Below are 25,019 nucleotides of genomic sequence, written 5' to 3'. Positions count from 1 at the left end.
TTACTGGCGGCAGCCCAGCACGTGGCCCATTCGCGCCAGCAGGACGAGAGTAATCGCCCCGCCCGCGCGGTTGACGGATACAGCAGCAAAAGAGCCGCGCATCATGCCGCCACCATCGCCCGCGCCAAACTGCGCGCCACCAGCGCCGCCGCCCCCGGCGCACAGCCGATAGGATCCAGCAAAACACCCTGAAACGCCGCTAGATCCAGCGCTTCGGGAACATCGTCCAGAACATGCCCGCCCTTTGCGGCAAAGAACGGCAGGCAAATCGCCATCGCGCCCAGATCAAACGCCTGATCCGCCAGATAGGGGGGTTCCTCGACAAACCCCACCCGCAATTCCGCCAAGGGCAACACCGCGGCAAGTGCTTCGGCAAACCCTTGGGTATCGCGCGCCGTTTGCGTGCTGCGCCCTGATCCATGCGCCGCCAGAAATACCCGCACCTCCGGTGCCTGCCATCCTTTTGCAGCCATCGTGTCTGTCAAGAGCGCGGCCGCCAAGCCCGGCAATCCGGGGTCAAGACCAAAGGGCGGCAAGACAACCGCGCGCGACCCTTCCAGCCGCTGCATCAATGCATCGCCGGTGAACCACCCCCCCGTCATGAAATAGGGATAAACATGCGCGCCCGGCCCAGCCTCAACCAGCGCCGCCTCCAGCGCGCCGGGTTTGGCCAGCGTGGCCGATCCCACATGCCAGCCGGGCAGAGCCTGTGCCACTTCAGCGGCAAAATCGGCCAGCGCCGCTTCGGCGGGGTCCGGGTCCGAAGGTTGGCCATGGCTTACAATGATTGCGGCGGTGTTCATGGCGGGTTCCGTCCGGGAATGTGATCTTGGTATCGGCAATGTATGTCCCCAAGGGTTTGCGCATCGGCAGGCGGGTCACTTCGTCTAGCGTGACCGCATCGTAAACGATTACCGCACCGGCGTCCTGTCAGATGGACACCAAGACATAGCGCCCGTCGTGGGTAAACTCCACATGCGCCACACCGGCCCCCGGCACTGGCCGCAATCGGATGGGGCACGCACCCCTTGTTAACCTTTTGTTCCCATCTCACCTGCTGTCACGCGGTGCATGTTCTGGCGGGTGTCGGCTCATTTTGACGGCTTGGATTTACCATCGCGCTGGCACGTTTCTGCCTGCGTTGGCCGGTGCTCTGTCTGATCGCGAACTGTTCTGGAAAACCTTACAAAATCGCCTCAAGCTTCGTAAGCTCTGTAAGGTTCAAACCCGGAAATGAACGGCCAAACTCTCGGGCAGATCGAACTCCTCCAACACTCGCGCGCGCCCCTCCTCCGACATTTTCAGCGCGGTCTTCGTAACGATCCGATCCAGCTTTTCCGGGTCTTGTGAGGGGGCGAAGGGGGCGAAATACCACTTGAGAAAGGTGAAACAGATGACATCCTCCAGCGCCTGCACGTCCGCATCGCGCTTGATGCCCTCTTTTCGGATCATTTTTCCTGCAATATCAATGTCATGGCTGTCATAGCCTGCGTCTTGCATGATTTCGCCCACGCGGGCCGCGTGATGCTTGGCAAGGGTCGTGCGCCATGTCAGATATCCGGCACGCCCCTCTGGAAAATCCTGTCTTTTCAATACCCAACGCTCAATATGCTGGCCGCGCGCGGCAATCTGCAACGGCTCTGATGCCTCTGGAAACAGCCGAGTGCATTCCGCGCTCATCCGTCGCCCATAAAGCCAAGCCGCCGGTTCGCCCTCGCGCAAATCCGGGTCATGACGGTTGGCCGCGTCAATCGCAGCAAGTGCAGTTTCCAGTTTGTTCACAATGCTTTACCCCATGTTTCTGTCGGGTCCTGCTCAGCATAGCCGCGCAGGGCCTCGCTGTCATTGATCTATTGGATCTTGGATCGGTTGGCCCATTTCACGCCGCCACACCTCAGGTTTCAAAGGGACATAGTCAGCGGTCAAAGACAGTGCGTTGCGCACGCACGCGTTCATCTTTTCCATTTTTAACAAACACTTGGGCGTCATGCGGCACGGCTGGTCAGGATTGGGTCATGCGGATTGCAGACTGGGAAATCCCAAGCGCCGGGATTGCCTTTCGCCGCGGACTGGCCTTTATTCCCCGCCAATCGCCACATGGCGACAGGGATCATGCAATGAATGAGAGGGAGCACGACATGGCGCGAACAGTCATTATCGAAAAAGCGGGCGGTGCAGACGAGTTGAAGCTGGTCGATTGGCCCGTAGGAGAGCCGGGGCCGGGTGAAATCCGCATCCGCCACATGGCCTGTGGTTTGAATTTTATTGATGTTTATCAACGCACTGGCCTCTATCCGCTGGCCTATCCGCATGCTTTGGGGATGGAGGCGGCAGGTATTGTCGAGGCAGTTGGCGAGGGTGTCACCCACCTGAAAGCCGGTGATCGCGCCGCCTATGCCGCCACCCCGCCGGGTGCCTATGCCGAGGCGCGGGTGATGCCCGCGTCGCAGGTTTGCCCACTGCCGGATGGCATTTCGTTTGAAGATGCCGCGTCGATCATGTTGCAAGGGATGACGGTGGAATATCTCTTTCATCGGGTCTGGCCTCTTGAGGCGGGGCAAACCGTGCTGTTCCATGCCGCTGCGGGGGGTGTCGGCCTATTGGCCTGCCAATGGGCGCGCTCAGAAGGTATCCGGTTGATTGGCACCGCAGGCACGGATGAAAAATGCCGTCTTGCGATGGAAAACGGCGCCTCAGCCTGCATCAACTATCGCGACAGCGATTTCGTGGCAGAGGTCAAGGCGCTGACCGATGGCAAGGGTGTGGATGTTGTGATGGACGGTGTTGGCAAGGATACGTTCGCGCCATCCCTCGATTGCCTCAAGCCCTTGGGAATGATGATGTCTTTTGGCAATGCCTCTGGCCCGGTTGAGCCGGTGAGCCTTTTGACGCTGGCAGCCAAGGGATCTCTCAAGCTGACGCGCACGACGCTGTTCACCTTCCTCGCCGATCACGCCCGCTGTCAGGATATGGCGCGGCATCTCTTCGACAAGGTCGAGAGCGGCGCAATCAAGGTCAATATCGGGCAGCGGTTCCCTCTGGATCAGGTTGCAGAGGCGCATCGCGCGCTGGAAGGGCGGCAGACGACGGGCTCGACGATCCTGACGCTCTGATCCTCTCGGCTCTGTTGCTGTTGAATAGCGAGGGTTGGCGACAGCCCTCGCTCATGCCTAATCTGCGCATGGCTTGACGCATGGCAGGCAGCGGCATAGCGTCTGGCCACAACAAAGGCCCGGGAACCGGGCGATACACAGGGAGTGGACTATGAGAAAGCTGTTGGGAACCGTCCTGACCAGCGCAGCCTTTGCGCTGATCGGCACTGCCGGGTCTGCCGAGACCTTGCGCCTTTTGACTTGGGGCGGTTACGCGCCCGAGTCTGTGATCACCGCCTTCAAGGCCGAGACCGGCATCGACGTAGAAGTGACCCTGTCCAATAACGAGGACATGATCTCCAAGCTGCGCGCCACGGGTGGGGCAGGTTTTGATCTGGCACAGCCCAGCCAAGACCGTATCCTTGGGCCGCAACAGGAATTCGGCATCTACAAGCCGCTCGATCTGAGCCAGATCGACAAAGAGCAATTCATCGGCGATCTCTATGATGCCTCGGTGGCCGCAACCACGGTGGATGGCGCGGCTTACGGCGTGGCGCATATCTGGGGCGTGTCAGGCTTTGCTGTGGACCGCTCGGTTGCGGGCGATATCAAGACCTATGCCGATCTCTGCTCGGCTGACTACGCGGGCAAAATTTCTATGCGGACCAAGCGGATCGCCCTTCTGGGCTTTGCCTTTGCCGCCGGAGAGGATCCGTTCGCGGCCTATTCTGACCCTGCGAAGTACGAGGAAATCATCACCGCCGCCGCCACTGCCATGGGCGAATGCAAGGCCAATGTAAAAGCCTATTGGAGCGGTGCTGATGATCTCTTGGCGATGATGCGCTCAGGCGAGGTTGTGGCCGCAGAGGCGTGGGATGCGACCGGCTTCAAGCTGAATGCCGAGGATGCCAAGTGGAACTTCGTGGCCCCTTCGACAGGGGCCTTGGGCTGGATCGACACCTTTGCCATTCCCGCCAAAGGCGAGAATGATGCGGCCGCCTACAAATGGATCAACTTTGTGATGCGCCCTGATGTTGCGGCGCAGATCGTCAATCAAGCGGGGTCTTTCTCGGCCTCCAAAGGGTCTGACGACTTGGTCGATCCGGCGCTGCGCGCCGCCTATCAAGAGGCGTTCCCACCCGAGGTGATTTCCAACATCAAGTGGTTCCCGCCAATCCCCGCCGGTCTTGAGGATATCGAAGGCCGTTTGCTGGATCAGATCGCGGCGCAATAACTGGAATGGGGCGCGGCGGGTCAACCGCCGCGTCACCCCTAAAAGGTCAGACCACGTGGACAGTATTTCCGCCGATCTCGAATGCCGTAACCTGATCAAGCGGTTCGGCACATTCACGGCTGTGGACGACGTGTCCTTTGCAATCCCCAAGGGATCCTTCTTTTCAATTCTCGGCCCGTCTGGCTGCGGCAAGACCACTTTGCTGCGGATGATGGCAGGGTTTGCGCGCCCGGATGCGGGCGATATCCTGATCAAGGGTGCGTCGGTTCTGGATACGCCCCCCAACCGGCGGCCTGTCAATCTTGTGTTTCAGCATCTGGCGCTGTTCCCGATGATGACCGTCGCCGAGAATATCGCCTATGGTCTGCGCCGTCGCGGCACGCCGCGCGCCGAGATTACCCGCGCGGTTGCGGGTGTGCTGGGCCGGGTGGGGCTGTCAGATGCCGGACCCAAGCGTATTGATCAGCTCTCGGGCGGACAAAAGCAGCGGATCGCGATTGCGCGGGCGATGGTGCTCGACCCGGCCGTGTTGCTGTTGGACGAGCCATTGGGCGCACTCGATCTCAAACTGCGCGAGCATATGAAAATCGAACTCAAGCAGTTGCAGCACGAATTCGGCACAACCTTTGTTTACATCACCCATGACCAATCCGAGGCGATGATGATGTCGGACCGGGTTGCGGTGATGAACGCCGGGCGGTTCGAACAGGTGGGCACGCCAGAGGAATTGTATTTCAGGCCGCAGACCGCCTTTGTCGCCGGGTTCGTGGGCGATGCCAACAAACTGCGCGCGCGCGTGATCGCGGCGGATAGTGCGGGATGCAAGCTGGCAACGGATCAGGGGCTGACACTGGTTGCCGCGCCCCCCCGGTCGGGTTCGGTCGAGGTGGGGGGGATGCTCGACATCTTTATCCGGCCCGAATCCATCGCCGTGGGCGCGCCTGCTCAAGACAGCACCAACCGGCTGGAAGCGGTGATCGAGGATGTGCTCTTTAACGGTGCGCAAAGTCGGATATTGGCACGCCTGCCGGGGGGCGACGTGATCGAAGCGCTGTTGCCACAATCAGGAGAGGCTGAACCCTTGCGGCGCGGGGCCTCTGTGGCGCTGGGGCTAGGGCCGGGGTCTGTCGTGTCCTTTGCGGCGGCGGGGGTGTGATGCGCGAGGGCAAGCTGGTCTTTTGGTTGCTCTTTGCACCCTTCATAGCATGGATCGCGCTTTTGATCGTGATCCCGCATATCGACATGCTGATCCTGTCCTTGCGCGAAAAAGTGGCCCCGCGCGTCTATGAAACCGGGTTTCGAAACTATGCGGATTTCGCGGCGACGTGGGTCTATCCTTGGACGTTGTTGCGCACGGTGGTCTTTTCCATCATCGCCACGGTTCTGACATTCCTCATCGGATTTCCGGTGGCCTATTACATCGCCAAGATTGCGCAGGGCCGCACCAAGGCGGCGCTCTTCATGCTATGCCTTTTGCCGTTCTGGGTTTCCGAGATCGTGCGCGTATTTGGCTGGATGCTGCTCTTGCGGGAAACCGGGCTGATTTCCAACGCCTTGCAGGGCTTGGGGATCACATCGGGGCCGGTTGAGTTTCTTTATAATGACGCAGCCATTCTGATCGGGCTGGTTTATACCTCGATGCTTTTCATGATCGTGCCGCTGATTTCCACCATCGACGGCATGGATGATGCGCTGGTCGAGGCGGGGTATGATCTGGGCGGCAATGGCTGGACCGTGCTGACGCGTATCGTCATTCCCTTTGCCATGCCGGGGATCATCGCGGGCTCTATCGTGGTGTTCATGCTGGCGCTGGGCAATTATCTGACGCCGACCTTGCTGGGCGGCAAAAGCGGACAGTGGTTCACCGCGCAGATCTATTCGCAGTTCATCACGCGCTTCAACTGGGAGTTGGGATCGGCCTTTGGCTTTATCCTCTTGGCCACGTCGAGCGCGCTTGTCTGGCTCTTGTTGCGGCTGTCGGGGCAGTCGCTCTCGAATACGCTGGGGCGCTAGGATGCTGGCTTCGCTCCCCCGTTCGCCGCTGTTGCGCTTTGCCTATGCGGCCTATGTCGCGCTGTTCTTTGTCTACATGGCGCTGCCGCTGGCGGTGGTGGCAGTTTTTGCATTCAACGATAGTCAGTTTCCGGGCCTTCCGTGGGAAGGGTTTACGCTGGATTGGTTCATCGGGGCGGAGCAACCTCGCTTGGGTCTGATCAACGACCGGCGCATCGTCGCGGGCTTCTTTAACTCGGCGTTTGTGGCATTCTGGGTCACGGCCCTGTCGCTGAGTGTGGCGACCACCACCGCCTTTCTCTTTGATCGCCACGATTTCCGGTTCAAGGAATTCGCCTATATCATGATGCTGGCACCCTTGGTCATTCCGGGGGTGATCTTGGGCATTTCCATCCTCGTGTTTTCGTCCACTCTGGCAGAGGCGGTGAATTCACTGACGGGATACGAGGTTTCCGCCCTGCGACCGGGGCTGTTTCTGGTGATTCTCGGGCAGTTTTCCTTTATCACCACGATTGCGACACTGGTGATCGCCGCGCGCCTGCGCCGCTTTGATCGCACGCTGGAAGAGGCGGCGCTCAACCTCGGGGCAAGCCCAGCGGTGGTCTTTCTGACTATCACCTTGCCATGGCTGCGGCCCGCGCTTTTTGGGGCGGGGATCGTGGCCTTTTTGATTTCGTTTGAGAATTTCAATACCACGCTGATCCTGAACGGATCGAATGCGCCGCTGACGGTGACGATGTTCGACCGTATGCGCGAAGGCTCTACCCCTGTGCTGAATGCCGTATCGGTCACGCTGATGGTGGGATCAGGCCTGTTGGGCCTTCTTGGCATTCTTGTGCAAGGGCGCGGGCAAAAGCCTTGATCGCGCAATGCCGCAGCGCGGCATTTTTTCTGCAATCGCAAATAAAATAGGCGGTGCGCCTGCGAACTGCCCAAAAAGCGGTAAACTTGGCAGGTTCGCCACCGCGCTGCACGCTCTCGCTAGAGCAAATCGCCGCAAATCTGTTTGCTTCGTTCTGTCTGAAATCGCTCAGACCCTCTGAAGGCGGCGCTGGTCACACCAAACGGCGCTCCTCTGCGGAGAGGTGCAAACAAAATGCTGCGTCGCCAAAATGACGGTGGGGGACCCGAAATTGAACAACGCCACGACGCGCGCAGCCCGGACAAGGGAGTTCCGAACAATATGACGAAAAGAACATTTATGGCGAGCCTCGTTGCGACCACCGTTCTTGTGGCGGCCCCTGCGCTGGCTCAGGATTGCCCGGTCAAGGTGGGCGTGCTTCATTCGCTCTCGGGGACGATGGCAATCTCGGAAACCACGCTCAAGGACACAGTCCTGATGCTGGTGGAGCAGCAGAATGCCAAAGGCGGGTTGCTGGGTTGCCCGATTGAGGCAGTCGTGGTCGATCCGGCCTCTGACTGGCCGCTTTTTGCCGAAAAGGCGCGCGAGTTGCTGACGGTGAACGAGGTCGATGTGATCTTTGGCTCTTGGACCAGTGTCAGCCGCAAATCCGCCCTGCCGGTGCTGGAGGAACTGAACGGCCTGATGTTCTATCCGGTGCAATACGAGGGTGAAGAATCTTCGCGGAACGTGTTCTACACCGGTGCCGCGCCCAATCAGCAGGCGATCCCGGCGGTGGATTACTTCCTTGAAGAATTGGGCGTCGAGAGCTTTGCTCTTTTGGGTACAGACTATGTCTATCCCCGCACCACCAACAACATCCTTGACGCTTATCTCAAATCCAAGGGCGTCGCCGCCGAGGACATCTTTGTCAACTACACCCCGTTTGGCCATTCCGACTGGGCGACCATTGTCGCGGATGTGGTTGCTTTGGGCGCTGGCGGTAAAAAGGTCGGTGTGATTTCGACCATCAATGGCGATGCCAATATCGGCTTCTACAAGGAACTTGCCGCCGCCGGTGTAAGCGCCGACGACATTCCTGTCGTGGCCTTCTCTGTGGGTGAGGAAGAACTCTCGGGTCTCGATACCACCGAACTCGTGGGCCATCTTGCGGCATGGAACTATTTCCAGTCCGCCGATACCGAGATCAACGCCGAATTCGTCAAGGCGTGGAAGGCCTATGCCGGTGAAAACCGCGTAACCAACGACCCGATGGAGGCACATTACATCGGCTTCAATATGTGGGTGAACGCGGTCACAGCGGCGGGCACCACCGATGTGGACGCGGTGCGCTCGGCGATGTGGGGACAGGAATTTCCGAACCTCACCGGCGGCACGGCTGTTATGCTGCCGAACCATCACCTGACCAAGCCGGTGTTGATCGGCGAGATCCGGGCCGATGGGCAGTTTGATATCATCAGCCAGACCACAGAGGTGCCGGGCGATGCCTGGACCGATTACCTGCCCGAGAGCGCACCGCTCACGAGCGATTGGAAAGATCTTGGCTGCGGTATGTACAACACCGAGACCAAGACCTGCGTGCAGATGACGTCGAACTACTGACGCGCACCGGGCGCGCGGGGGAGCCCCCTGCGCGCCTTTCCTCTCAGGCAAGGCCCATATCCAGATGCGTTCGTTTCTTTTTCTCGCCCGGCTTGTGGCGACAGTGCTGGCCATTGGCCTTTTGTCCCTGTTGCGGCCTTCCGACGGACGGGCACAAGAGGGGCTACAGCCGCTCTTGCAAGAGTATCAGGCAGAGATCGCAAAGCCATCGCGCAGCACCGTTGATCGGGTGCTCTCTGCATTGATGGCTGCGGACCGGCCCGGAACCGCCGAATTCCTGCTGCGGTGGCAGGATCGCGGGGTCTATGAGCGGCCTGACGATGGGCTGTTTTTCTATGCTGAAGAGGCGGGCGGCGCGCTGCGTCTGATCGACATCGACAGCGGGGCTGCGGTGGCCGAGGTCAGCAGCCGTGACGTTAATCAAATCCGGCCCAACTCTGGAGTGCGTGGGGTAATCGCGGCGGCGCTTGTGCCCTTTGAGCTGAATGCGCCCGATCCGGCGCGACGCGCGGCGGCACTAGACGCGATTGCCCGCAGTGGGGACGCCAGCCAGATCGACCCATTGAGCAAGTCTATTGAGACCGAGACAGATCCCGCGCTGAAACAGCGCAAAGAACGGCTCCTGACGCTTTTGACCGCGCAGTTTGCATCGGCGCTGCCCTACCGACTCGCGGCAATCGAAGGGTTGGCCGGGGATATCAGCATTGAAGCGCGCAGCGTGCTCAACCAATTGACGGTTCGCGCGCAGGGCGTCGGCACCGCCCTGCCCACTGATGCCAATATTGCGCGCGTGCTTGAGGTTGGCACGGATGTTTCCGAGGTTGAGGCCTATGATCGGCTGGTGGCTGCCAATCTCGCGCCGCCACGTCAGAGCGCCACTGATCGTCGTGATGTGCTGGCACAGCATATCGTCGATGGGGCTGTGGGGGGGGTGCCCTTGCATCTTCTCAACACCGATGATGCCCGTGCCCGCGCCTATGAGGCGTTGGAGGCCGCAGGCACTGTGCCCCCTCGCGCTGCCGATGATGAAGTGGCCCGCGCAGTTGCGGCGCATGTGTTCTACGAGGTCTATGCCGAGCCGAACCCCGAGGTGACAGCCGCCGCTGAGGCGGCGCTCGCTTCCACCTCGCGCGCGCTTGGCCTCTTTCAGACCTTCGATCTGGTGCTTGACGGGCTCTCGCTCGCCTCGATCTTTTTCCTCGCGGCCATCGGTCTTGCCATCACCTTTGGCGTCATGGGCGTGATCAACATGGCGCATGGCGAATTCATCATGATGGGGGCCTACACCGGCTATGTGGTGCAGCTGTTCATCCCCGATTACACCGTCAGCCTGATCATTGCCCTGCCACTGGCCTTTGTCGTGACCTTTGGCGCGGGCGTGGTGATGGAGCGGCTGGTGATCCGGCATCTTTACACCCGGCCATTGGAAACACTGCTCGCGACCTTTGGCATCTCGATTGCCCTGCAACAGCTCGCCAAGAACATCTTTGGCACGCAGGCGCGCCCTCTGACGGCCCCTGACTGGCTAAGCGGGGCGTTGACGCTGAATGACATTGTCAGCATCAGCAATATTCGCGTGGCAATTTTCGTGCTTGCCCTGATCTTTCTGGCGCTCTTGCTTTTCATCCTCAAGCGCACGCGGCTGGGGCTGGAGGTGCGCGCGGTCACGCAAAATCCCGGGATGGCGGCAAGTATGGGCATCGACCCGGACCGCATCAACATGCTGACCTTTGGCCTTGGGTCGGGCATCGCTGGCATCGCGGGCGTGGCGATTGGTCTTTACGCGCAGGTCACATCCGAGATGGGGGCGAATTACATCGTTCAGAGCTTTATGACCGTTGTAGTGGGCGGCGTCGGCAACGTCTGGGGCACGCTGGCGGGGGCCTCGATGATCGGGTTTCTGCAAAAGGGGATCGAGTGGTTCAACCCCTCGAACACCCTGGCCGCGCAGACCTATATGGTGCTTTTCGTCATCCTTTTCATTCAATTCCGGCCCAAGGGTATCGTCGCCCTCAAGGGTCGTGCGGCGGGGGACTGAGCCATGAGCAAACCCGAGATTGCCCCACGCAAGCGGTTTTTGGCAGAGAACCCGTCGGTTTTGTGGTTCCTTGGTTGCCTCGCGCTCTTCACCCTTGGGGTGACGGTTTTGTCCGAGGGGTTCGGCATTGCGCTTCTCTCAACCTCGATGGTCAAGATCCTTGGTATGACGCTTTGCCTGTGTCTCATCGCGGTTGCGATGGATGTGGTCTGGGGCTATTGCGGCATCCTAAGCCTAGGGCATTTCGCCTTTTTCGGCCTTGGCGGCTATGCCATCGGCATGTGGCTTATGTATGCCCGCACCCAAGGGATCGTAGTCGAGTCGCTTTCCGCTGCGCCCATTCCGCCAACGCAGAGTGAGGTTCAAAATGCCATCGCCAGCCAGATTTTTGGTGTGGTGGGCAGCAATGAATTGCCATGGCTTTGGGGCTTTGCGCACAGTCTCACGCTGCAATTGTTGATGGTTTTGCTGGTGCCGGGCCTTTTGGCGCTGGTCTTTGGCTGGCTGGCGTTTCGCAGTCGGGTTACCGGGGTATATCTTTCCATTCTCACGCAGGCGATGACGCTGGCGCTGTCGCTTTATCTTTTCCAGAACGACACCGGGTTGCGGGGCAACAACGGTCTGTCGGGCCTGCAAAACATTCCCGGTCTTGATCATGTGCCGCAATCCACGCTGTCGCTGTGGTTCTTCTGGGCCTCAGCGCTTGCGCTTGGGCTCGGCTATCTGCTTTTTGCTTGGCTGGTGTCGGCCAAATTCGGATCGGTCATCCGCGCCATTCGCGACAATGAGGCGCGGGTGCGGTTTCTGGGCTATGATGTCGAGAGTTACAAACTGGTCATTTTCACGCTGACAGCGGTGGTGTCGGCAATCGCCGGGGCGCTGTATTATCCGCAGGCTGGTATCATCAACCCAGCCGAGATTGCGCCGATTGCCTCGATTTACCTTGCCGTCTGGGTGGCAATCGGTGGGCGTGGGCGGCTCTATGGGGCGGTGATTGGGGCTGCGGTTGTCAGCCTTGCGTCAAGCTGGTTCACGGGGGGCGGCGCGCCCAACATCAACCTCGGGTTCTATACGATCAATTGGACCGATTGGTGGCTGGTGTTGCTGGGCCTCGGCTTTGTTGCGGTGACACTGTTCTTTCCGCGTGGCATCGGTGGCCTCTTTGACAAGATCGTGAGAAAACCATGAGCACGCTTCTAGAAGTTTCAGGCGTTTCCGTGACCTTTGACGGGTTCCGCGCGATCAACAACCTGTCGATTCAAGTGGCAGAACCTGAATTGCGCGCCGTGATCGGACCGAATGGCGCAGGCAAGACAACCTTTATGGATATCGTGACCGGCAAGACGCGGCCCGATGAGGGCCGCGTGATCTGGGGAGAGAAATCCGTCTCGCTGCTTGGGATGAGCGAAAGCCAGATCGCGCGAGCAGGGATTGGGCGCAAGTTTCAGAAACCGACGGTCTTTGAGGCGCAGACCGTGCGCGAGAACCTTGCCATGGCGCTCAAGGCCAAGCGCGGGCCGTTTGATGTGTTGTTCTATCGCCGCTCCTTGCGTGCCACCGCCCGGATTGCTGAATTGGCTGAGGAAATCGGTCTGCTTGATGCGCTACCGCGCCGCGCCGGAGAGTTGAGCCATGGGCAAAAGCAATGGCTGGAAATCGGGATGCTCTTGGCCCAAGATCCGCGTCTCTTGCTGGTGGATGAGCCCGCCGCCGGGATGACCCCCGCCGAGCGCGAGCATACGACGGATATTCTCAAACGCGCCGCGCAGACCCGCGCCGTTGTTGTGATCGAGCATGACATGGAATTCATCCGCCGCTTGGGGTGCAAGGTGACGGTGCTGCACGAAGGCTCGGTTCTGGCCGAGGGCAGTCTGGATCATGTGACCCAAAACCAGCAGGTGATTGATGTCTATCTGGGGAGATAAGCGATGCTGAGCGTCGAGAACCTCACGCTGCATTACGGTGCGTCGCAGATCCTGCATGGTGTCAGCCTGACGGCGCGCCCGGGTGCTGTGACGGCGGTGATGGGCACCAATGGTGTGGGCAAGACCAGCTTGCTAAAGGCGATTGCCGGGCGGCATCCCTATTCGGGTGGGCACATCACGCTTGATGGGGCGGTTCTGGATCATCTGAGCGCGGCGCAGGCGGCGCGGGCAGGCATCGGTTATGTGCCGCAGGGGCGCGAGGTGTTTCCGCTCCTGACTGTGACCGAAAACCTCGAAACCGGCTTTGCCTGTCTGCCGAAATCCGAACACCGGATTCCGTCGCGGATTTATGATCTCTTTCCGGTGCTGGACCAGATGAAGGACCGGCGCGGCGGCGACCTCTCGGGCGGGCAGCAGCAGCAGTTGGCCATTGCCCGTGCGCTGATCGCCAAGCCGCGCGTGCTTTTGCTCGATGAGCCGACCGAGGGGATTCAACCCAATATCATCAAGCAAATTGGCGAGGTGATCGGTTTGCTGCGGGACGAGGGGGAAATTGCCATCGTGTTGGTCGAACAGTATTTCGATTTCGCCTATGGACTGGCGGATGATCTGGTCGTCTTGAACCGGGGCGAAGTGCGGCTGTCCGAGCCTGCGGCGATGGTGGAGCGCGACCGGCTTTTGCGTGAGGTGTCTATTTAATAGGCCATCTGCGCTAAAAATAGGCAGATACAGCCGGCGCGCCTGTGGGATTTCAGGCTGGCGCGCCGGGCGACTGGCAGGCCCCGACACAACAGGTAGCCTCTGACCTGTCGCAACTCGGAATCACCCATGACCGCCTGTCCCGCCCCCTTGCATCAGCGTAGCCATGGCGCGGCTCATGTCGCCCTCTTGCCGGGCCCCGCCGGGGCGCGGCTGGACCGGCTGCATCAGGCGGGGTCGGCCAAAGCGTTCGTGCATCCGGGCGCCTTTGGCCCTGAGGTGGTCTTTCTCAACACATCCGGCGGTTTGGCGGGCGGAGACACCTTGGCCTACCGTCTTGATTTGGCAGCGGGGTGCCGTGCCACCGCCACCACGCAGACCGCTGAACGCGCCTATCGCAGCGCGGATGGTGCGGCGCATGTCACGGTGCGGCATTCTGTAGGGGGCGGCGGGCACCTCGATTGGCTGCCGCAGGAAACCATCCTCTATGACAGCAGCCACCTCGTCCGCGAAACCGAGATAGACTTGGCCGAGGATGCTTCTTGCCTGATGCTAGAGGCCATCGTTCTGGGCCGCATTGCCATGGGCGAGACACTGGCCGATGTAACGCTGCGCGATACGCGCCGGATCATGCGCTTGGGCCGCCCGGTTCTGATCGAGCCGCTGCATTTGGGCACCGAGGCGTTGACCGCTGGTCCCGCCATTTTGGGCGCAGCGCGGGCCTTTGCCACGCTGGCGTTGGTGGCGCCGGGGGCTGCGGATGCGGTGGAGCGCGCTCGTGCAGAACTGACCGAAGAGGGCGTGACCAGCGGCGCGTCGGGCTTTGACGGCAAGCTGGTGATCCGCCTTATGGCCGCTGATGGCTGGCCGCTCAAGCGGCAGATCATGCGGCTGGTTTCGGTGTTGCGCCCTGGCCCTTTGCCCCGCGTCTGGCAGATTTAGGAGAGAACCGCGATGAACCTCACCCCGCGTGAAAAGGACAAGCTGTTGATCAGCCTCGCCGCGATGGTCGCACGAGGGCGGCTCGCACGCGGCGTCAAACTTAACCACCCCGAAGCCGTGGCGCTGATCACCGATTACGTGGTCGAGGGCGCGCGCGACGGGCGCACGGTGGCCGATCTGATGGAGGCGGGTGCGCATGTCATCACGTCTGAGCACTGTATGGATGGCATCGCAGAGATGATCCATGCGGTGCAGGTCGAGGCGACCTTTCCTGATGGCACCAAGCTTGTCACCGTCCACAATCCTATCCGCTGAAAGGAACTGATCATGCGCTATCCCGTTGCCTTTTTCCTTATCACACCGACGCTGGCACTGGCCGACCCTGGTCCGCATCTGCACCCGCATGGGATTGACGCAATGTGGCTTGGCGTTGTCGGGGTGATTGCAGCTGCTGGCGGCTATGTGCTGGGTCGGAGGCGCAAATGATCCCCGGCGAGGTGTTGCCCGCCGACGGTGACATCACCCTGAATGCAGGCGCTCCGGTGACCGTGCTGATGGTTGCCAATACCGGCGACAGACCAGTTCAAGTCGGCAGCCATTACCATTTCGCCGAGGCCAATAGTGGCCTCAGCTTTGACCGCGACGCGGCGCGCGGCCAGCGTCTGGATATTCCTGCTGGCACCGCCGTCCGGTTCGAGCCGGGGCAAAGCCGCGAGGTGCGGCTGATCCCCTACGGCGGCGCGCGGCGGGTGTTCGGCTTTAATCAACAGGTGATGGGAGACCTCTAGATGCCCTATGCGATCCCCCGCTCTGCCTATGCCGCCATGTATGGCCCCACCACGGGCGACCGGCTGCGGCTTGGTGATACCGATCTCATCATCGAGGTAGAGCGTGATCTGACCACCTATGGCGAAGAGGTTAAATTCGGCGGCGGCAAGGTGATCCGCGACGGGATGGGCCAGAGCCAGATCCCCCGCGCCGGGGGTGCGATGGATACCGTCATCACCAACGCGCTGATCGTCGATCATCAAGGGATCACCAAGGCGGATGTCGGCCTGCGCGATGGCTTGATTGCCGCCATAGGCAAGGCGGGTAACCCAGACACGCAATCGGGTGTCGATATCATCATCGGTCCGGGCACCGAGATCATCGCCGGAGAAGGCAAGATCCTTACTCCGGGTGGCTTTGATGCGCATATCCACTTCATCTGCCCGCAGCAAATCGAGGATGCGCTGCATTCCGGGATCACCACCATGCTGGGTGGCGGCACCGGCCCCGCGCATGGCACGCTTGCCACAACCTGCACGCCGGGAGCGTGGCATATCGGGCGGATGCTGCAATCGCTGGATGCGTTTCCGATGAATTTCGGCCTGTCATCCAAGGGCAATGCGAGCCAACCCGAGGCGCTGATCGAAATGATCCGCGCGGGGGCCTGCGCGATGAAGCTGCACGAGGATTGGGGCACCACGCCCGGTGCGATTGATTGCTGCCTGAGTGTTGCCGATGACATGGATGTGCAAGTGATGATCCACACCGACACGCTGAATGAAAGCGGCTTTGTGGAAAACACCCTTGCCGCCATCAAAGGCCGCACCATCCACGCCTTTCACACCGAGGGCGCAGGCGGCGGGCACGCGCCGGACATCATGAAAGTGGTGGGCTATGAACATATCCTGCCGTCTTCGACCAACCCGACCATGCCCTACACTGTCAACACGATCGAGGAACATCTCGATATGCTGATGGTCTGTCACCATCTGGACAAAGCGATCCCCGAGGATGTGGCCTTTGCCGAGAGCCGGATCCGGCGTGAAACCATCGCCGCCGAGGATATCCTGCACGACATGGGCGCGTTTTCTGTCATGGCCTCGGACAGTCAGGCGATGGGGCGCGTGGGCGAGGTGATCATCCGCACATGGCAAACCGCCTCAAAAATGCGCAAGCAGCGTGGGCGGTTGCCGGAAGAGACCGGCGACAACGACAACATGCGGGTGAAACGCTATATCGCGAAATACACCATCAACCCCGCCATTGTGCACGGGATGAGCGCCCATATCGGAAGTGTCAGCCCCGGCAAGCGCGCTGATCTTGTCCTCTGGAGCCCGGCGTTTTTTGGTGCAAAGCCGGAAATGGTGCTGATGGGCGGCACGATCGTTTTGGCGCAGATGGGTGATCCCAATGCATCTATTCCCACGCCCCAGCCGGTTTATTCGCGGCCCATGTTCGGGGCCTATGGGCGGGCGGTGGAACGCTCTGCCGTGCTCTTTGTCAGTGCCGCAGCGCAGGCCGAGGGGATCGGCGCGGCCTTGGGTCTGGCCAAAGAGACCCTCGCCGTCGCCAATACCCGCAAGATCACCAAGCGCGATATGATCCACAACAGCCTCACTCCTGAGGTCGACGTGCAGCCGGAAACTTACGAAGTGCGCGCCAATGGCGAATTGCTCACTTGCGAACCAGCCTCTGAGTTGCCGCTGGCACAACGCTATTTCATGTTCTGAGGGCCTGCCATGACCGACCTGCCTGTTGCCCGCCACCTGCTTCATCACGCCCCTGATCGGGTGTCTGACACGGTCGTGTTGGATTATGACGCGCGGCTGATGCGCCGCAAGCGGCTGGTGGGGCGGGATGGCCTGGCATTTCTTGTCGATCTGGCAGAGGTGACGAACCTTGACGATCACTGGGGCTTTGCGCTCGACGATGGGCGCGCGGTGGCGGTCGAGGCCGCACCCGAAGATCTGATTGAGGTGCGTGGCGATCTTGCGCGGCTGGCTTGGCATATCGGCAACCGGCACACGCCTTGCCAGATTGGCGCGGATCATCTGTGTATCCGCCGCGACCACGTGATCGAGGCGATGCTGGCCTATCTGGGTGCAAAGCTGACGCCCGTCACTGGCCCGTTCCGGCCCGAGGGCGGGGCCTATGGCAAGGGGCGGACCATGGGGCATGACCACGGGGATCACAGCCGCGCCCATCACAGCCACGCCTGATGCTCAGCCCTGCGCATCTCACGCTTGTGCAATGGCTCTCGCCAGCGTTTCCAACCGGGGCGTTTGCCTATTCACATGGTCTGGAGGCTGAGATTGCGGCAGGCACGGTGCGGGATGCCGCAAGCCTTGTGGTGTGGCTTGGCAATATCCTGCGATACGGCGCTGGCTGGCAAGATGCGGTGCTGCTGGCCCATGCGCTGGATGGGGAATGTGACAGGCTCGACGATCTGGCACGCGCGCTGCAACCCTGCGCCGAACGCTTGCAGGAAAGCCGGGAACAGGGGGCGGCACTGGCGCGATGCGTGGCGGGGATCACTGGGCGCGCCTTGCCCGCGCGTTTCCTACCTGTGGCGGTGGGCGAGGCGGCGGCGGCGCTGGACCTGCCCAAGCGCGATGTGATCGCGCTTTATCTGCATGGCTTTGTCGGGAACCTTGTGACCATCAGCGTCCGCCACGTGCCATTGGGTCAGACCGAAGGGCAGGCTGTGTTGGCGCGGCTTTTGCCGGATATTCACGCGCAGTCCATTCGGGCGGCGCGAGCCACCCTTGACGAGATCGGGACCTGTGCGCTGGCGGGTGATCTTGCGGCGTTGCGACATGAAACTCAGGACGTGAGGATATTCCGGACATGACAGGCAAGAGCATGAATGGCCCGCTGCGTGTGGGGATCGGTGGCCCAGTGGGCGCGGGCAAGACGACGCTGACCGAAATGCTGGCGCGTGCGCTGGCGCCGCGCTGTTCGATGGCGGTTATCACCAATGACATTTACACCCGCGAGGATGCCGAATACCTCTTGCGTGCGCAGGTCCTGCCCGCAGACCGCATTCGCGGGGTGGAAACCGGCGGCTGCCCGCATACGGCCATTCGCGAAGATGCCTCTATCAATCTGGCCGCAGTGGAGGAGCTGACGGCCGCCTTTCCTGATCTCGATCTCATCCTGATCGAGTCTGGCGGTGACAACCTTGCCGCGACGTTCAGCCCGGAATTGGCGGATATTACCCTTTATGTGATTGATACTGCCGCCGGTCAGGACATTCCGCGCAAACGTGGGCCGGGGGTAACGAAATCGGGCCTGTTGGTGGTGAACAAGACCGATCTTGCCCCCTATGTTGGCGTCGATCTGGTGCGTCTTGAGGCGGATACGGCGCAGGCCCGCGCTGGCAGGCCCTATGTGCTGGCGCAATTGCGGCGCGGCTTGGGCGTTGATGCCATTGTCGATTTCATCGTTGAGGAGGGGGGATTGCAGGTGCAGCCACCCCTGGTCCTGGTGGCTGGAGTGCCGGGCAACTAAGGCACAAGGCCGTTGAGAAACACCCGGATTGCCAATCTTTGCCGCATGGCAAGGGCCTCTGGTGTTGCAAGACAGGTGGGATCCAGCAGAGACTCCAGCGGCCATGGCCGCACCATATCGAGCAGAAGGAGCGCCGCGTCGGTGGTATCTGCAACCGCAATTTCACTTCGGTCAAGACCACGGTCCAACTCGGCCTTGAGGATCGACAGATCACGTCGCATCAGGGTTTGGACCAGATCGCGGCCTATATCCGGTGCCTGCGGCACCTGTGCTATGAAGGCGCGCAGGATTTCCAGCGGCAAGCCATAACCCTGATGCCGGACACCTTGGGATAACACACGCTCAAGTCTCGCGGCGATGGGCAGGGCCGTGTCGGCGTCGGGCAGCGGACGGATGAACGCATCGGCCACCTTGTTGATATAGGCCCGAAAGAGCGCGCTGCGGCTGGAAAAAGCGGCATAGAGCGTCCGCTTGGACATTCCTGCATGGGCGGCGATTGCCTCCATCGTGGCCCCGTCTAGACCGCGCTCGGCATGCACCGCTTCGAGTGAGGCAAAAATGGCGTCGCGCCGGTCTTCGCAACTGCGTGTGACCGGGCGTCCGCGCCGGATCTTGCTCTGGGCTTGCTCGCGTCGTGTGCCATCTCGCATCACGTGGCCTCATTTTCGCACATTGGTTGTGCGCATGGCGCTGTGCTGTTGCCATTTGCCCGTTTGTCATATTTATAAAACGCACGCGTTTTATATCTGACTGGACGCCGTTCTGCCAATCCATATCGTGAAAGGGTCTCTGATGGCTGCGTTTCCCCGAATGATCCGCGTGCTCGCGCTCTGTGCTGGCTTTGTGCCGGGATTTGCCATTGCGCAACAGGCCCAGGGGCCGACACCCGTGACCGTTGTAACGCTTGCGCCGCAGGATGTGACCTTGACGTCGCTCTTGCCGGGGCGCGTGGCAGCTTCGGCAGAGGCTGAGGTGCGTCCGCAGGTCAATGGGATCATCACGGAACGCCTGTTCGAAGAAGGGGCTGATGTGACCATCGGTGATCCCCTCTATCAGATCGACAAGGCCACCTATGAGGCCACTGTGCGGCAGTCGCGTGCCGGTGTGGCGCAGGCCGCAGCGCAGCTGCGCGCGCCAGAGCGCGAGGCGAGACGTTTGGTGGAACTGCAATCCCGAAATGTCGCCAGCGAGCAGGCGCTTGACGAGGCGACATCGACCCGCGATGCGGCGGCAGCAGGGCTGGAACTCGCCGAAGCACAGCTCAATTCTGCGGAAATCGAGCTGTCACGCACAACTATTCGGGCCCGCCTGTCGGGGCGGATAGGCCTGTCATTAACCTCGCAGGGTGCGCTTGTGACCGCAAGCCAAGCCCAGCCTTTGACTGTGATCCGCAACATCAATCCGGTTTATGTCGAGGTGACGCAATCCGCTGCAGACCTCTTGCGGTGGCGGCGCGGTGAGACGGAGCGCGAGCTTGAGGATGCGGATGCCACGGTGCGGCTCAAGCTGGCGGATGGCTCGGACTATAGCGAAACAGGTCAGCTCAAGGCGGCGGAGCCCAATGTGAATCCGCAAACCGGGGTTGTCACGCTGCGGATGCAGTTCGACAATCCTGATCTTCTTTTGCTGCCGGGGATGTATGTGCAGGTGGACATGCCGGTTGAAGTGGCGCGCGATGTGTACCTCGTGCCGCAAGAGGGCGTGGTTCGCGATCGGCGCGGTCGTCCGCTTGCTTGGGTGGTCAATGGCGACGGTGTGATCGAGGAGCGCGCGCTGAACATCATCCAAGACCGTGGCAATGCCTGGGTGGTGGATGAGGGGTTGAACCCTGGTGATCGTGTGATGGTGGCAGGGTTCCAGAAAACCGCACCGGGGGCGACCGTGACGCCTGAAGAGCGCGCCGCCGCACAACAACAATAACCGACCGGGCAGAGGATATTCCGAATGGCCAGCTTTTTTATCGACCGCCCGGTGTTCGCATGGGTCATTTCGATCCTGATCATGGGGGTCGGGGTGCTGGCCATCCTGATCCTGCCTGTGGCGCAATATCCGCAAATCGCGCCGCCTTCTGTCACGGTCACCGCCAATTATCCCGGGGCCTCGGCCGATACTGTGGCCAATACGGTCACACAGGTGATCGAGCAGCAGATGACTGGGCTCGACGGCCTGCGCTATTTCTCGTCTCGCTCGACCTCGGCGGGCAGTGCCGAGGTGACGCTGACCTTTGAGACGGGCACCGATGCGGATATTGCGCAGGTGCAGGTTCAGAACAAGCTGGGTCAGGCCACGCCACTCTTGCCCGAGATTGTGCAGCGTCAGGGGATCACGGTCGAGAAATCCTCGGCAGGCTTCCTGATGGTGGTGGGGATGATCTCGACCGATGGCACGCTCGATCAGGTGGACCTGTCGGATTACATGGTCACCAACCTTGTTGATGAACTAAGTCGGACCGAGGGGGTCGGATCGGTCAACGTTTTTGGTGCGCAATATGCGATGCGGATCTGGCTCGACCCGTCCAAGCTGGCGGGATTCGGCCTGACGCCGTCAGACGTTGTGGCGGCGGTTTCGGCGCAGAACGCGCAGATTTCTGCTGGTGCCTTTGGCGCGCAACCGGCGGTCGAAGGCCAACAACTCAACGCCACGATCACCGCGCAATCGCTGCTCAGCACGCCTGAGGATTTCCGTCAGATCGTGCTGCGTGCCGAGACTGACGGCGGCCTCGTGTTGCTCGACGATGTGGCGCGGGTCGAGATTGGGGCGGAAAACTATGCCACGACGGCGCGGTTCAACACCGACCCTGCGGCAGGTATGGCGATCACGCTGGCACCGGGGGCGAATGCCCTCGATACGGCGCGCGCGATCAAGGAGCGGATGGTCGAATTCGCCCGCTTCTTTCCCGAAGGTGTGGATTACGTGATCCCCTATGACACCACGCCCTTTGTCGAGATTTCGATCAAGGAAGTGGTCAAGACCCTGTTCGAGGCGATTGGTCTTGTGTTTCTCGTGATGTTCCTCTTCCTGCAAAACCTGCGCGCGACGCTTATCCCTACCCTCGCGGTGCCTGTTGTCTTGTTGGGCACCTTCGGGGTGCTGGCGGCGGCGGGGTTCTCGATCAACACGCTGACGATGCTGGCGATGGTGCTGGCGATCGGCCTTTTGGTTGATGACGCGATTGTCGTTGTTGAAAATGTCGAGCGTATCATGGAGGAAGAGGGCCTTGGCCCGCGTGAGGCCACGCATAAATCCATGGGCCAGATCACCGGAGCGCTGGTGGGTATTGCCATGGTGCTTTCGGCGGTGTTCGTGCCAATGGCGTTCTTTCCCGGCTCGACCGGTGTGATCTATCAGCAATTCGCGATCACCATCGTGTCCGCCATGGCGCTGTCGGTGGTGGTTGCGATCACGCTCACGCCCGCGCTCTGCGCGTCCCTGCTCAAGGCCAAGAACGGCCATGGTGCGACGCGCGGACCGTTTGCGTGGTTCAACACCGGCTTTGGTAAGCTGACCAATGGCTATGGCGGCGCGGTGGGCTGGTCGGTGCGCCGCCCGGTGCGGGTGTTCGTCGTCTATTTGGCGTTGGCGTTGGGCATGGCGCTGATGTTCCTGCGCACGCCCACCGGGTTCCTGCCCGAAGAAGACCAGGGCATTCTCTTTACCCTCATCCAAACCCCTACCGGATCAAGCGCCGAGCGCACGCTGGAGGTGATCAAGCAGGTCGAGGATTATTATCTCGAACAAGAAACCGATGTTGTGAACTCGATGTTCGGCGTCGTCGGCTTCAGCTTTTCGGGGAATGGGCAGAACATGGGTCTGGCCTTTGTTCAGCTCAAGGATTGGGAAGAGCGGACCGAACCGGGACAGAGCGTGCAGGCCTTGGCGGGCCGTGCCTTTGGGGCCTTTAGCCAAATCCGTGATGCGATGGTGTTCCCGGTCGTGCCGCCCTCGGTGATCGAGCTGGGCAATGTGTCGGGCTTTGATTTCTACCTGCAAGCGCGGGCGGGGCAAAGCCATGCCGATCTGATGGCCGCGCGCAATCAGCTGCTGGGCATGGCGGCGCAAAGCGATCTTATCGCCTCGGCTCGGCCCAACGGGCTAGAGGATGCGGCGCAATACAATCTTGATATCGACTGGCGCAAGGCGGGGGCTATGGGGCTGACGCCGACGGATGTGGGGCAATTGCTCCAGATTGCTTGGGCGGGCAGCTATGTGAACGACTTCCTTGATCAGGGCCGGATCAAGCGGGTTTATGTTCAAGGAGAGGCCGACGCGCGCGCGCAACCCACCGATATTGACAAATGGCGGGTACGAAACGCCAGCGGCGGGCTGGTGCCGTTTTCCAATTTCGCCGAAGGGCGATGGGATTACGGCGCGCAGGGGCTTTATCGTTACAACGGCATCCCATCGGTGCAGTTGCAGGGCTCGCCCGCGCCCGGTGTGTCGACGGGCGAGGCGATGGCCGAGATGGAGCGTCTCGTGGCGGAACTGGGACAGGGCTATGAGCTGGCCTGGACCGGGCTGTCGCTGGAAGAGCGCGAGTCGGGCAATCAGGCACCGCTGCTCTACGCGCTTTCTTTGGCGGCGGTGTTCCTATCATTGGCGGCCCTCTATGAAAGCTGGTCAATTCCCTTTGCGGTCATGTTGGCCATGCCCATCGGCATCGTGGGCGCGCTGACCGGCGCGTGGATTGGCGGGTTTGAGAATGGAGTATTCTTTCAGGTGGGGCTGCTGACGGTGGTGGGCCTCACGGGCAAGAATGCGATCCTGATCGTAGAGTTTGCCCGAGAACGCTATGAGGCAGGCGAGACCATTTTGGAGGCGGTGATCGAGGCGGCGCGTCAAAGGTTCCGACCGATCATCATGACTTCGATGGCGTTCTCTCTTGGCGTTCTGCCGCTTGTGCTGAGTTCTGGCGCAGGGTCCGGTGGGCGCAATGCCATTGGGTCCGGCGTGCTGAGCGGGACCATTTCGGGCACAGTGTTGGGCGTGGTCTTTGTGCCGCTCTTCTTTGTGATCGTGACGCGTCTCTTTGGCCGGGCCAAGTCGCGCGATTGACCTTGGGCAGTTCCCGGCAAGAGCCGGGGACTGTCACGTGATTGTTGCCTGAGCATTCTAAACGCCTGAGCAACTCGGCCAGTTTTGGGCCGGAGTTGATCAAACTCAGGAGACAAGAATGACCTATCCCCTTCAATCCCTGTCCCGTCGTGCCATGCTGGCCACGGGTGCCGCCGCCCTGGCGACCCCGCTGATTGCGCGGCGCGCGCTTGCCTCGTCTGGCGAGGTGAATGTTTTTGCTTGGGGCGATTACTTCCAGAATGGCGAGATCCCCGAAGCCTTTTCCAAGGCCACCGGCATCAAGGTGAATGTCTCGACCTATGGCTCGAACGAAGAAGCCGCGTCCAAGCTGCGCGCCGCTGGCGGCAAGGGCTTTGACATTCTCTTCCCCTCGGTTGACACCCGTCCCAATTATGACGAGGGCAACCTGTTGTCTGAGATCGACGAGAGCCGCCTCAAGGTGGATCAGATCGAGCCCGCGCTGTGGCGTTCGTCGCTGGAACTGGGGGCTGCGCATCGCGGCAAGCGTTATCTGGTGCCGTTCGATTGGGGCACTGAGGGCATGACGTGGGATTCGAGCGCTGTCGATGTCGCGCCTGCCGATCTGTCCTATGCCCATCTCTGGGCTGATGGTCTGGATGGCAAGGTTGCCATGCGCCAGAAATCAGTGCTGATCACCCTTGCGATCTATCTCGACTCGATTGGCGAAGTGCCGTCGAACCGGGCCATGGATCTCTACAAGACCGAAGAAGACACGCGCCGTATCTTTGATGCCTGCGTGGCCTTTGCCGCCAAGAACAAGGCCAATATCGGCGCTTATTGGAATAACGCCACCGAGGCCACCGGTGCCTTTACCGATGCGGGCTGCACCATCGGCCAGACTTGGGATACGACCGGCATCAAGCTGCACATGGATGTGGACCCCAAGTGGCGCTATGCCGCCCCGAAAGAGGGCGCTCTGGCGTGGATGGATACCGCTGCGATCCCCTCGGGTGCCGAGAATGTCGATCAGGCCTATGAGTTCCTCAACTTTCTGATGAGCCCGGAAATCGGCGGCATGTTTGCCAATGCGACCGGCTATAATTCAGCGGCTGTCGGCGCATCGGCGCATCTGAGCGAGGCCAACAAGACGGCGTTTGCCTTTGCCTATCAGAACGGTGCGATCGAGAACCTGTGGTGGTGGCCGATGTTCACGCCGTGGTTCTCGGCGGTGCGCGAAGAGTATTCCGAAAAACTGACCAACGCCTGAGCTGACAGAGTGGCGCGGGGAGAGTTCCCCGCG

General features: G+C 60.9%; 24 protein-coding genes. 21 read left to right on the top strand and 3 right to left on the bottom strand.

Annotation, left to right across the window (positions count from 1 at the left end):
- Positions 1 to 101 precede the first annotated feature (101 nt).
- Together RAK1035_RS02995 and RAK1035_RS02990 are read right to left on the bottom strand one after the other, a co-directional pair.
- Positions 102 to 803: a sirohydrochlorin chelatase gene (locus RAK1035_RS02995; RefSeq protein WP_008279431.1), complete on the bottom strand. Its 702-nt coding sequence runs from the start codon at positions 801 to 803 to the stop codon at positions 102 to 104.
- Positions 804 to 1,221: 418 nt separating this feature from the next.
- Positions 1,222 to 1,782 carry a DUF4202 domain-containing protein gene (locus tag RAK1035_RS02990; protein ID WP_008279430.1) on the bottom strand — a complete coding sequence of 187 codons (561 nt, stop codon included), beginning with the start codon at positions 1,780 to 1,782 and terminating at the stop codon, positions 1,222 to 1,224.
- A 356-nt stretch (positions 1,783 to 2,138) separates the two neighbouring features.
- On the opposite strand from RAK1035_RS02990, the gene RAK1035_RS02985 reads away from it, so the two are divergent.
- The 18 genes from RAK1035_RS02985 (at position 2,139) to ureG (ending at position 18,685) form a co-directional block, all read left to right on the top strand.
- On the top strand, positions 2,139 to 3,113 hold the full coding sequence (locus RAK1035_RS02985; protein WP_037296964.1) for a quinone oxidoreductase family protein: 975 nt from the start codon (positions 2,139 to 2,141) through the stop codon (positions 3,111 to 3,113).
- Positions 3,114 to 3,264: 151 nt separating this feature from the next.
- Entirely contained in the window at positions 3,265 to 4,326 is a 1,062-nt protein-coding gene (locus RAK1035_RS02980; RefSeq protein ID WP_008279428.1) for an extracellular solute-binding protein, read from the top strand.
- 55 nt (positions 4,327 to 4,381) lie between these two features.
- Positions 4,382 to 5,482, top strand: a complete 1,101-nt coding sequence (locus tag RAK1035_RS02975) for an ABC transporter ATP-binding protein (RefSeq protein ID WP_008279427.1) — start codon at positions 4,382 to 4,384, stop codon at positions 5,480 to 5,482.
- The gene (locus tag RAK1035_RS02970) at positions 5,482 to 6,339 is read left to right on the top strand and encodes an ABC transporter permease (protein ID WP_008279426.1); all 858 of its coding nucleotides are present in this window, start codon (positions 5,482 to 5,484) and stop codon (positions 6,337 to 6,339) included. Before RAK1035_RS02975 ends, RAK1035_RS02970 begins: the two co-directional genes overlap by 1 nt.
- Before the next feature lies 1 nt (position 6,340).
- Positions 6,341 to 7,201, top strand: coding sequence for an ABC transporter permease (locus RAK1035_RS02965; protein WP_008279425.1), 861 nt, complete (start codon positions 6,341 to 6,343; stop codon positions 7,199 to 7,201).
- Positions 7,202 to 7,540: 339 nt separating this feature from the next.
- Positions 7,541 to 8,803, top strand: a complete 1,263-nt coding sequence (gene urtA, locus RAK1035_RS02960) for an urea ABC transporter substrate-binding protein (protein WP_232279151.1) — start codon at positions 7,541 to 7,543, stop codon at positions 8,801 to 8,803.
- 64 nt (positions 8,804 to 8,867) lie between these two features.
- On the top strand, positions 8,868 to 10,841 hold the full coding sequence (gene urtB, locus RAK1035_RS02955; RefSeq protein WP_008279423.1) for an urea ABC transporter permease subunit UrtB: 1,974 nt from the start codon (positions 8,868 to 8,870) through the stop codon (positions 10,839 to 10,841).
- A 3-nt stretch (positions 10,842 to 10,844) separates the two neighbouring features.
- On the top strand, positions 10,845 to 12,029 hold the full coding sequence (urtC, locus tag RAK1035_RS02950) for an urea ABC transporter permease subunit UrtC (protein ID WP_008279422.1): 1,185 nt from the start codon (positions 10,845 to 10,847) through the stop codon (positions 12,027 to 12,029).
- Complete coding sequence (urtD, locus tag RAK1035_RS02945; RefSeq protein WP_008279421.1) at positions 12,026 to 12,766, top strand: urea ABC transporter ATP-binding protein UrtD; 741 nt, start codon at positions 12,026 to 12,028, stop codon at positions 12,764 to 12,766. The genes urtC and urtD overlap by 4 nt, the downstream gene beginning before the upstream one ends.
- Positions 12,767 to 12,769: 3 nt before the next feature.
- The gene (gene urtE / locus RAK1035_RS02940) at positions 12,770 to 13,465 is read left to right on the top strand and encodes an urea ABC transporter ATP-binding subunit UrtE (RefSeq protein WP_008279420.1); all 696 of its coding nucleotides are present in this window, start codon (positions 12,770 to 12,772) and stop codon (positions 13,463 to 13,465) included.
- Between the two features lie 129 nt (positions 13,466 to 13,594).
- Positions 13,595 to 14,407 (top strand): urease accessory protein UreD, encoded by an 813-nt coding sequence (locus tag RAK1035_RS02935; protein ID WP_008279419.1) that lies wholly within the window; start codon positions 13,595 to 13,597, stop codon positions 14,405 to 14,407.
- A gap of 12 nt (positions 14,408 to 14,419) precedes the next feature.
- Complete coding sequence (locus RAK1035_RS02930; RefSeq protein WP_008279418.1) at positions 14,420 to 14,722, top strand: urease subunit gamma; 303 nt, start codon at positions 14,420 to 14,422, stop codon at positions 14,720 to 14,722.
- A 12-nt stretch (positions 14,723 to 14,734) separates the two neighbouring features.
- Entirely contained in the window at positions 14,735 to 14,893 is a 159-nt protein-coding gene (locus RAK1035_RS02925) for an LPXTG cell wall anchor domain-containing protein (RefSeq protein WP_008279417.1), read from the top strand.
- Entirely contained in the window at positions 14,890 to 15,195 is a 306-nt protein-coding gene (locus RAK1035_RS02920) for an urease subunit beta (protein ID WP_008279416.1), read from the top strand. Before RAK1035_RS02925 ends, RAK1035_RS02920 begins: the two co-directional genes overlap by 4 nt.
- Entirely contained in the window at positions 15,196 to 16,905 is a 1,710-nt protein-coding gene (ureC, locus tag RAK1035_RS02915) for an urease subunit alpha (RefSeq protein ID WP_008279415.1), read from the top strand.
- Between the two features lie 9 nt (positions 16,906 to 16,914).
- Positions 16,915 to 17,394 carry an urease accessory protein UreE gene (locus tag RAK1035_RS02910; RefSeq protein WP_008279414.1) on the top strand — a complete coding sequence of 160 codons (480 nt, stop codon included), beginning with the start codon at positions 16,915 to 16,917 and terminating at the stop codon, positions 17,392 to 17,394.
- A complete protein-coding gene (locus tag RAK1035_RS02905; RefSeq protein WP_008279413.1) occupies positions 17,394 to 18,026 on the top strand; it encodes an urease accessory protein UreF in 633 nt (210 codons plus the stop codon). Before RAK1035_RS02910 ends, RAK1035_RS02905 begins: the two co-directional genes overlap by 1 nt.
- Entirely contained in the window at positions 18,023 to 18,685 is a 663-nt protein-coding gene (gene ureG, locus RAK1035_RS02900; RefSeq protein ID WP_008279412.1) for an urease accessory protein UreG, read from the top strand. Before RAK1035_RS02905 ends, ureG begins: the two co-directional genes overlap by 4 nt.
- On the opposite strand, the gene RAK1035_RS02895 is transcribed toward ureG, so the two are convergent.
- Positions 18,682 to 19,335, bottom strand: coding sequence for a TetR/AcrR family transcriptional regulator (locus RAK1035_RS02895; protein ID WP_008279411.1), 654 nt, complete (start codon positions 19,333 to 19,335; stop codon positions 18,682 to 18,684). The two genes, ureG and RAK1035_RS02895, sit on opposite strands and share 4 nt — an antisense overlap.
- Before the next feature lie 160 nt (positions 19,336 to 19,495).
- On the opposite strand from RAK1035_RS02895, the gene RAK1035_RS02890 reads away from it, so the two are divergent.
- The 3 genes from RAK1035_RS02890 to RAK1035_RS02880 all read left to right on the top strand — a co-directional run bounded on the left by RAK1035_RS02890 (position 19,496) and on the right by RAK1035_RS02880 (position 24,986).
- A complete protein-coding gene (locus RAK1035_RS02890) occupies positions 19,496 to 20,605 on the top strand; it encodes an efflux RND transporter periplasmic adaptor subunit (RefSeq protein ID WP_008279410.1) in 1,110 nt (369 codons plus the stop codon).
- A gap of 24 nt (positions 20,606 to 20,629) precedes the next feature.
- A complete protein-coding gene (locus RAK1035_RS02885) occupies positions 20,630 to 23,737 on the top strand; it encodes an efflux RND transporter permease subunit (RefSeq protein WP_008279409.1) in 3,108 nt (1,035 codons plus the stop codon).
- Positions 23,738 to 23,855: 118 nt separating this feature from the next.
- Positions 23,856 to 24,986 carry an extracellular solute-binding protein gene (locus RAK1035_RS02880; protein WP_008279408.1) on the top strand — a complete coding sequence of 377 codons (1,131 nt, stop codon included), beginning with the start codon at positions 23,856 to 23,858 and terminating at the stop codon, positions 24,984 to 24,986.
- The last annotated feature ends 33 nt before the right edge of the window (positions 24,987 to 25,019 follow it).

The organism is Roseovarius sp. AK1035, assembly GCF_003288315.1.
Classification (GTDB): domain Bacteria; phylum Pseudomonadota; class Alphaproteobacteria; order Rhodobacterales; family Rhodobacteraceae; genus Roseovarius; species Roseovarius mucosus_A.
This window is presented reverse-complemented; position numbering and strand designations above follow the sequence as displayed.

Coding starts and splice junctions, on each gene's coding strand:
- RAK1035_RS02995 (WP_008279431.1), bottom strand. CDS start 803: ATGAACACCGCCGCAATCATTGTAAGCCATGGCCAACCTTCGGACCCG.
- RAK1035_RS02985 (WP_037296964.1), top strand. CDS start 2,139: ATGGCGCGAACAGTCATTATCGAAAAAGCGGGCGGTGCAGACGAGTTG.
- RAK1035_RS02980 (WP_008279428.1), top strand. CDS start 3,265: ATGAGAAAGCTGTTGGGAACCGTCCTGACCAGCGCAGCCTTTGCGCTG.
- RAK1035_RS02970 (WP_008279426.1), top strand. CDS start 5,482: ATGCGCGAGGGCAAGCTGGTCTTTTGGTTGCTCTTTGCACCCTTCATA.
- RAK1035_RS02965 (WP_008279425.1), top strand. CDS start 6,341: ATGCTGGCTTCGCTCCCCCGTTCGCCGCTGTTGCGCTTTGCCTATGCG.
- urtA (WP_232279151.1), top strand. CDS start 7,541: ATGGCGAGCCTCGTTGCGACCACCGTTCTTGTGGCGGCCCCTGCGCTG.
- urtB (WP_008279423.1), top strand. CDS start 8,868: ATGCGTTCGTTTCTTTTTCTCGCCCGGCTTGTGGCGACAGTGCTGGCC.
- urtC (WP_008279422.1), top strand. CDS start 10,845: ATGAGCAAACCCGAGATTGCCCCACGCAAGCGGTTTTTGGCAGAGAAC.
- urtD (WP_008279421.1), top strand. CDS start 12,026: ATGAGCACGCTTCTAGAAGTTTCAGGCGTTTCCGTGACCTTTGACGGG.
- urtE (WP_008279420.1), top strand. CDS start 12,770: ATGCTGAGCGTCGAGAACCTCACGCTGCATTACGGTGCGTCGCAGATC.
- RAK1035_RS02935 (WP_008279419.1), top strand. CDS start 13,595: ATGACCGCCTGTCCCGCCCCCTTGCATCAGCGTAGCCATGGCGCGGCT.
- RAK1035_RS02930 (WP_008279418.1), top strand. CDS start 14,420: ATGAACCTCACCCCGCGTGAAAAGGACAAGCTGTTGATCAGCCTCGCC.
- RAK1035_RS02925 (WP_008279417.1), top strand. CDS start 14,735: ATGCGCTATCCCGTTGCCTTTTTCCTTATCACACCGACGCTGGCACTG.
- RAK1035_RS02920 (WP_008279416.1), top strand. CDS start 14,890: ATGATCCCCGGCGAGGTGTTGCCCGCCGACGGTGACATCACCCTGAAT.
- ureC (WP_008279415.1), top strand. CDS start 15,196: ATGCCCTATGCGATCCCCCGCTCTGCCTATGCCGCCATGTATGGCCCC.
- RAK1035_RS02910 (WP_008279414.1), top strand. CDS start 16,915: ATGACCGACCTGCCTGTTGCCCGCCACCTGCTTCATCACGCCCCTGAT.
- RAK1035_RS02905 (WP_008279413.1), top strand. CDS start 17,394: ATGCTCAGCCCTGCGCATCTCACGCTTGTGCAATGGCTCTCGCCAGCG.
- ureG (WP_008279412.1), top strand. CDS start 18,023: ATGACAGGCAAGAGCATGAATGGCCCGCTGCGTGTGGGGATCGGTGGC.
- RAK1035_RS02895 (WP_008279411.1), bottom strand. CDS start 19,335: ATGCGAGATGGCACACGACGCGAGCAAGCCCAGAGCAAGATCCGGCGC.
- RAK1035_RS02890 (WP_008279410.1), top strand. CDS start 19,496: ATGATCCGCGTGCTCGCGCTCTGTGCTGGCTTTGTGCCGGGATTTGCC.
- RAK1035_RS02885 (WP_008279409.1), top strand. CDS start 20,630: ATGGCCAGCTTTTTTATCGACCGCCCGGTGTTCGCATGGGTCATTTCG.
- RAK1035_RS02880 (WP_008279408.1), top strand. CDS start 23,856: ATGACCTATCCCCTTCAATCCCTGTCCCGTCGTGCCATGCTGGCCACG.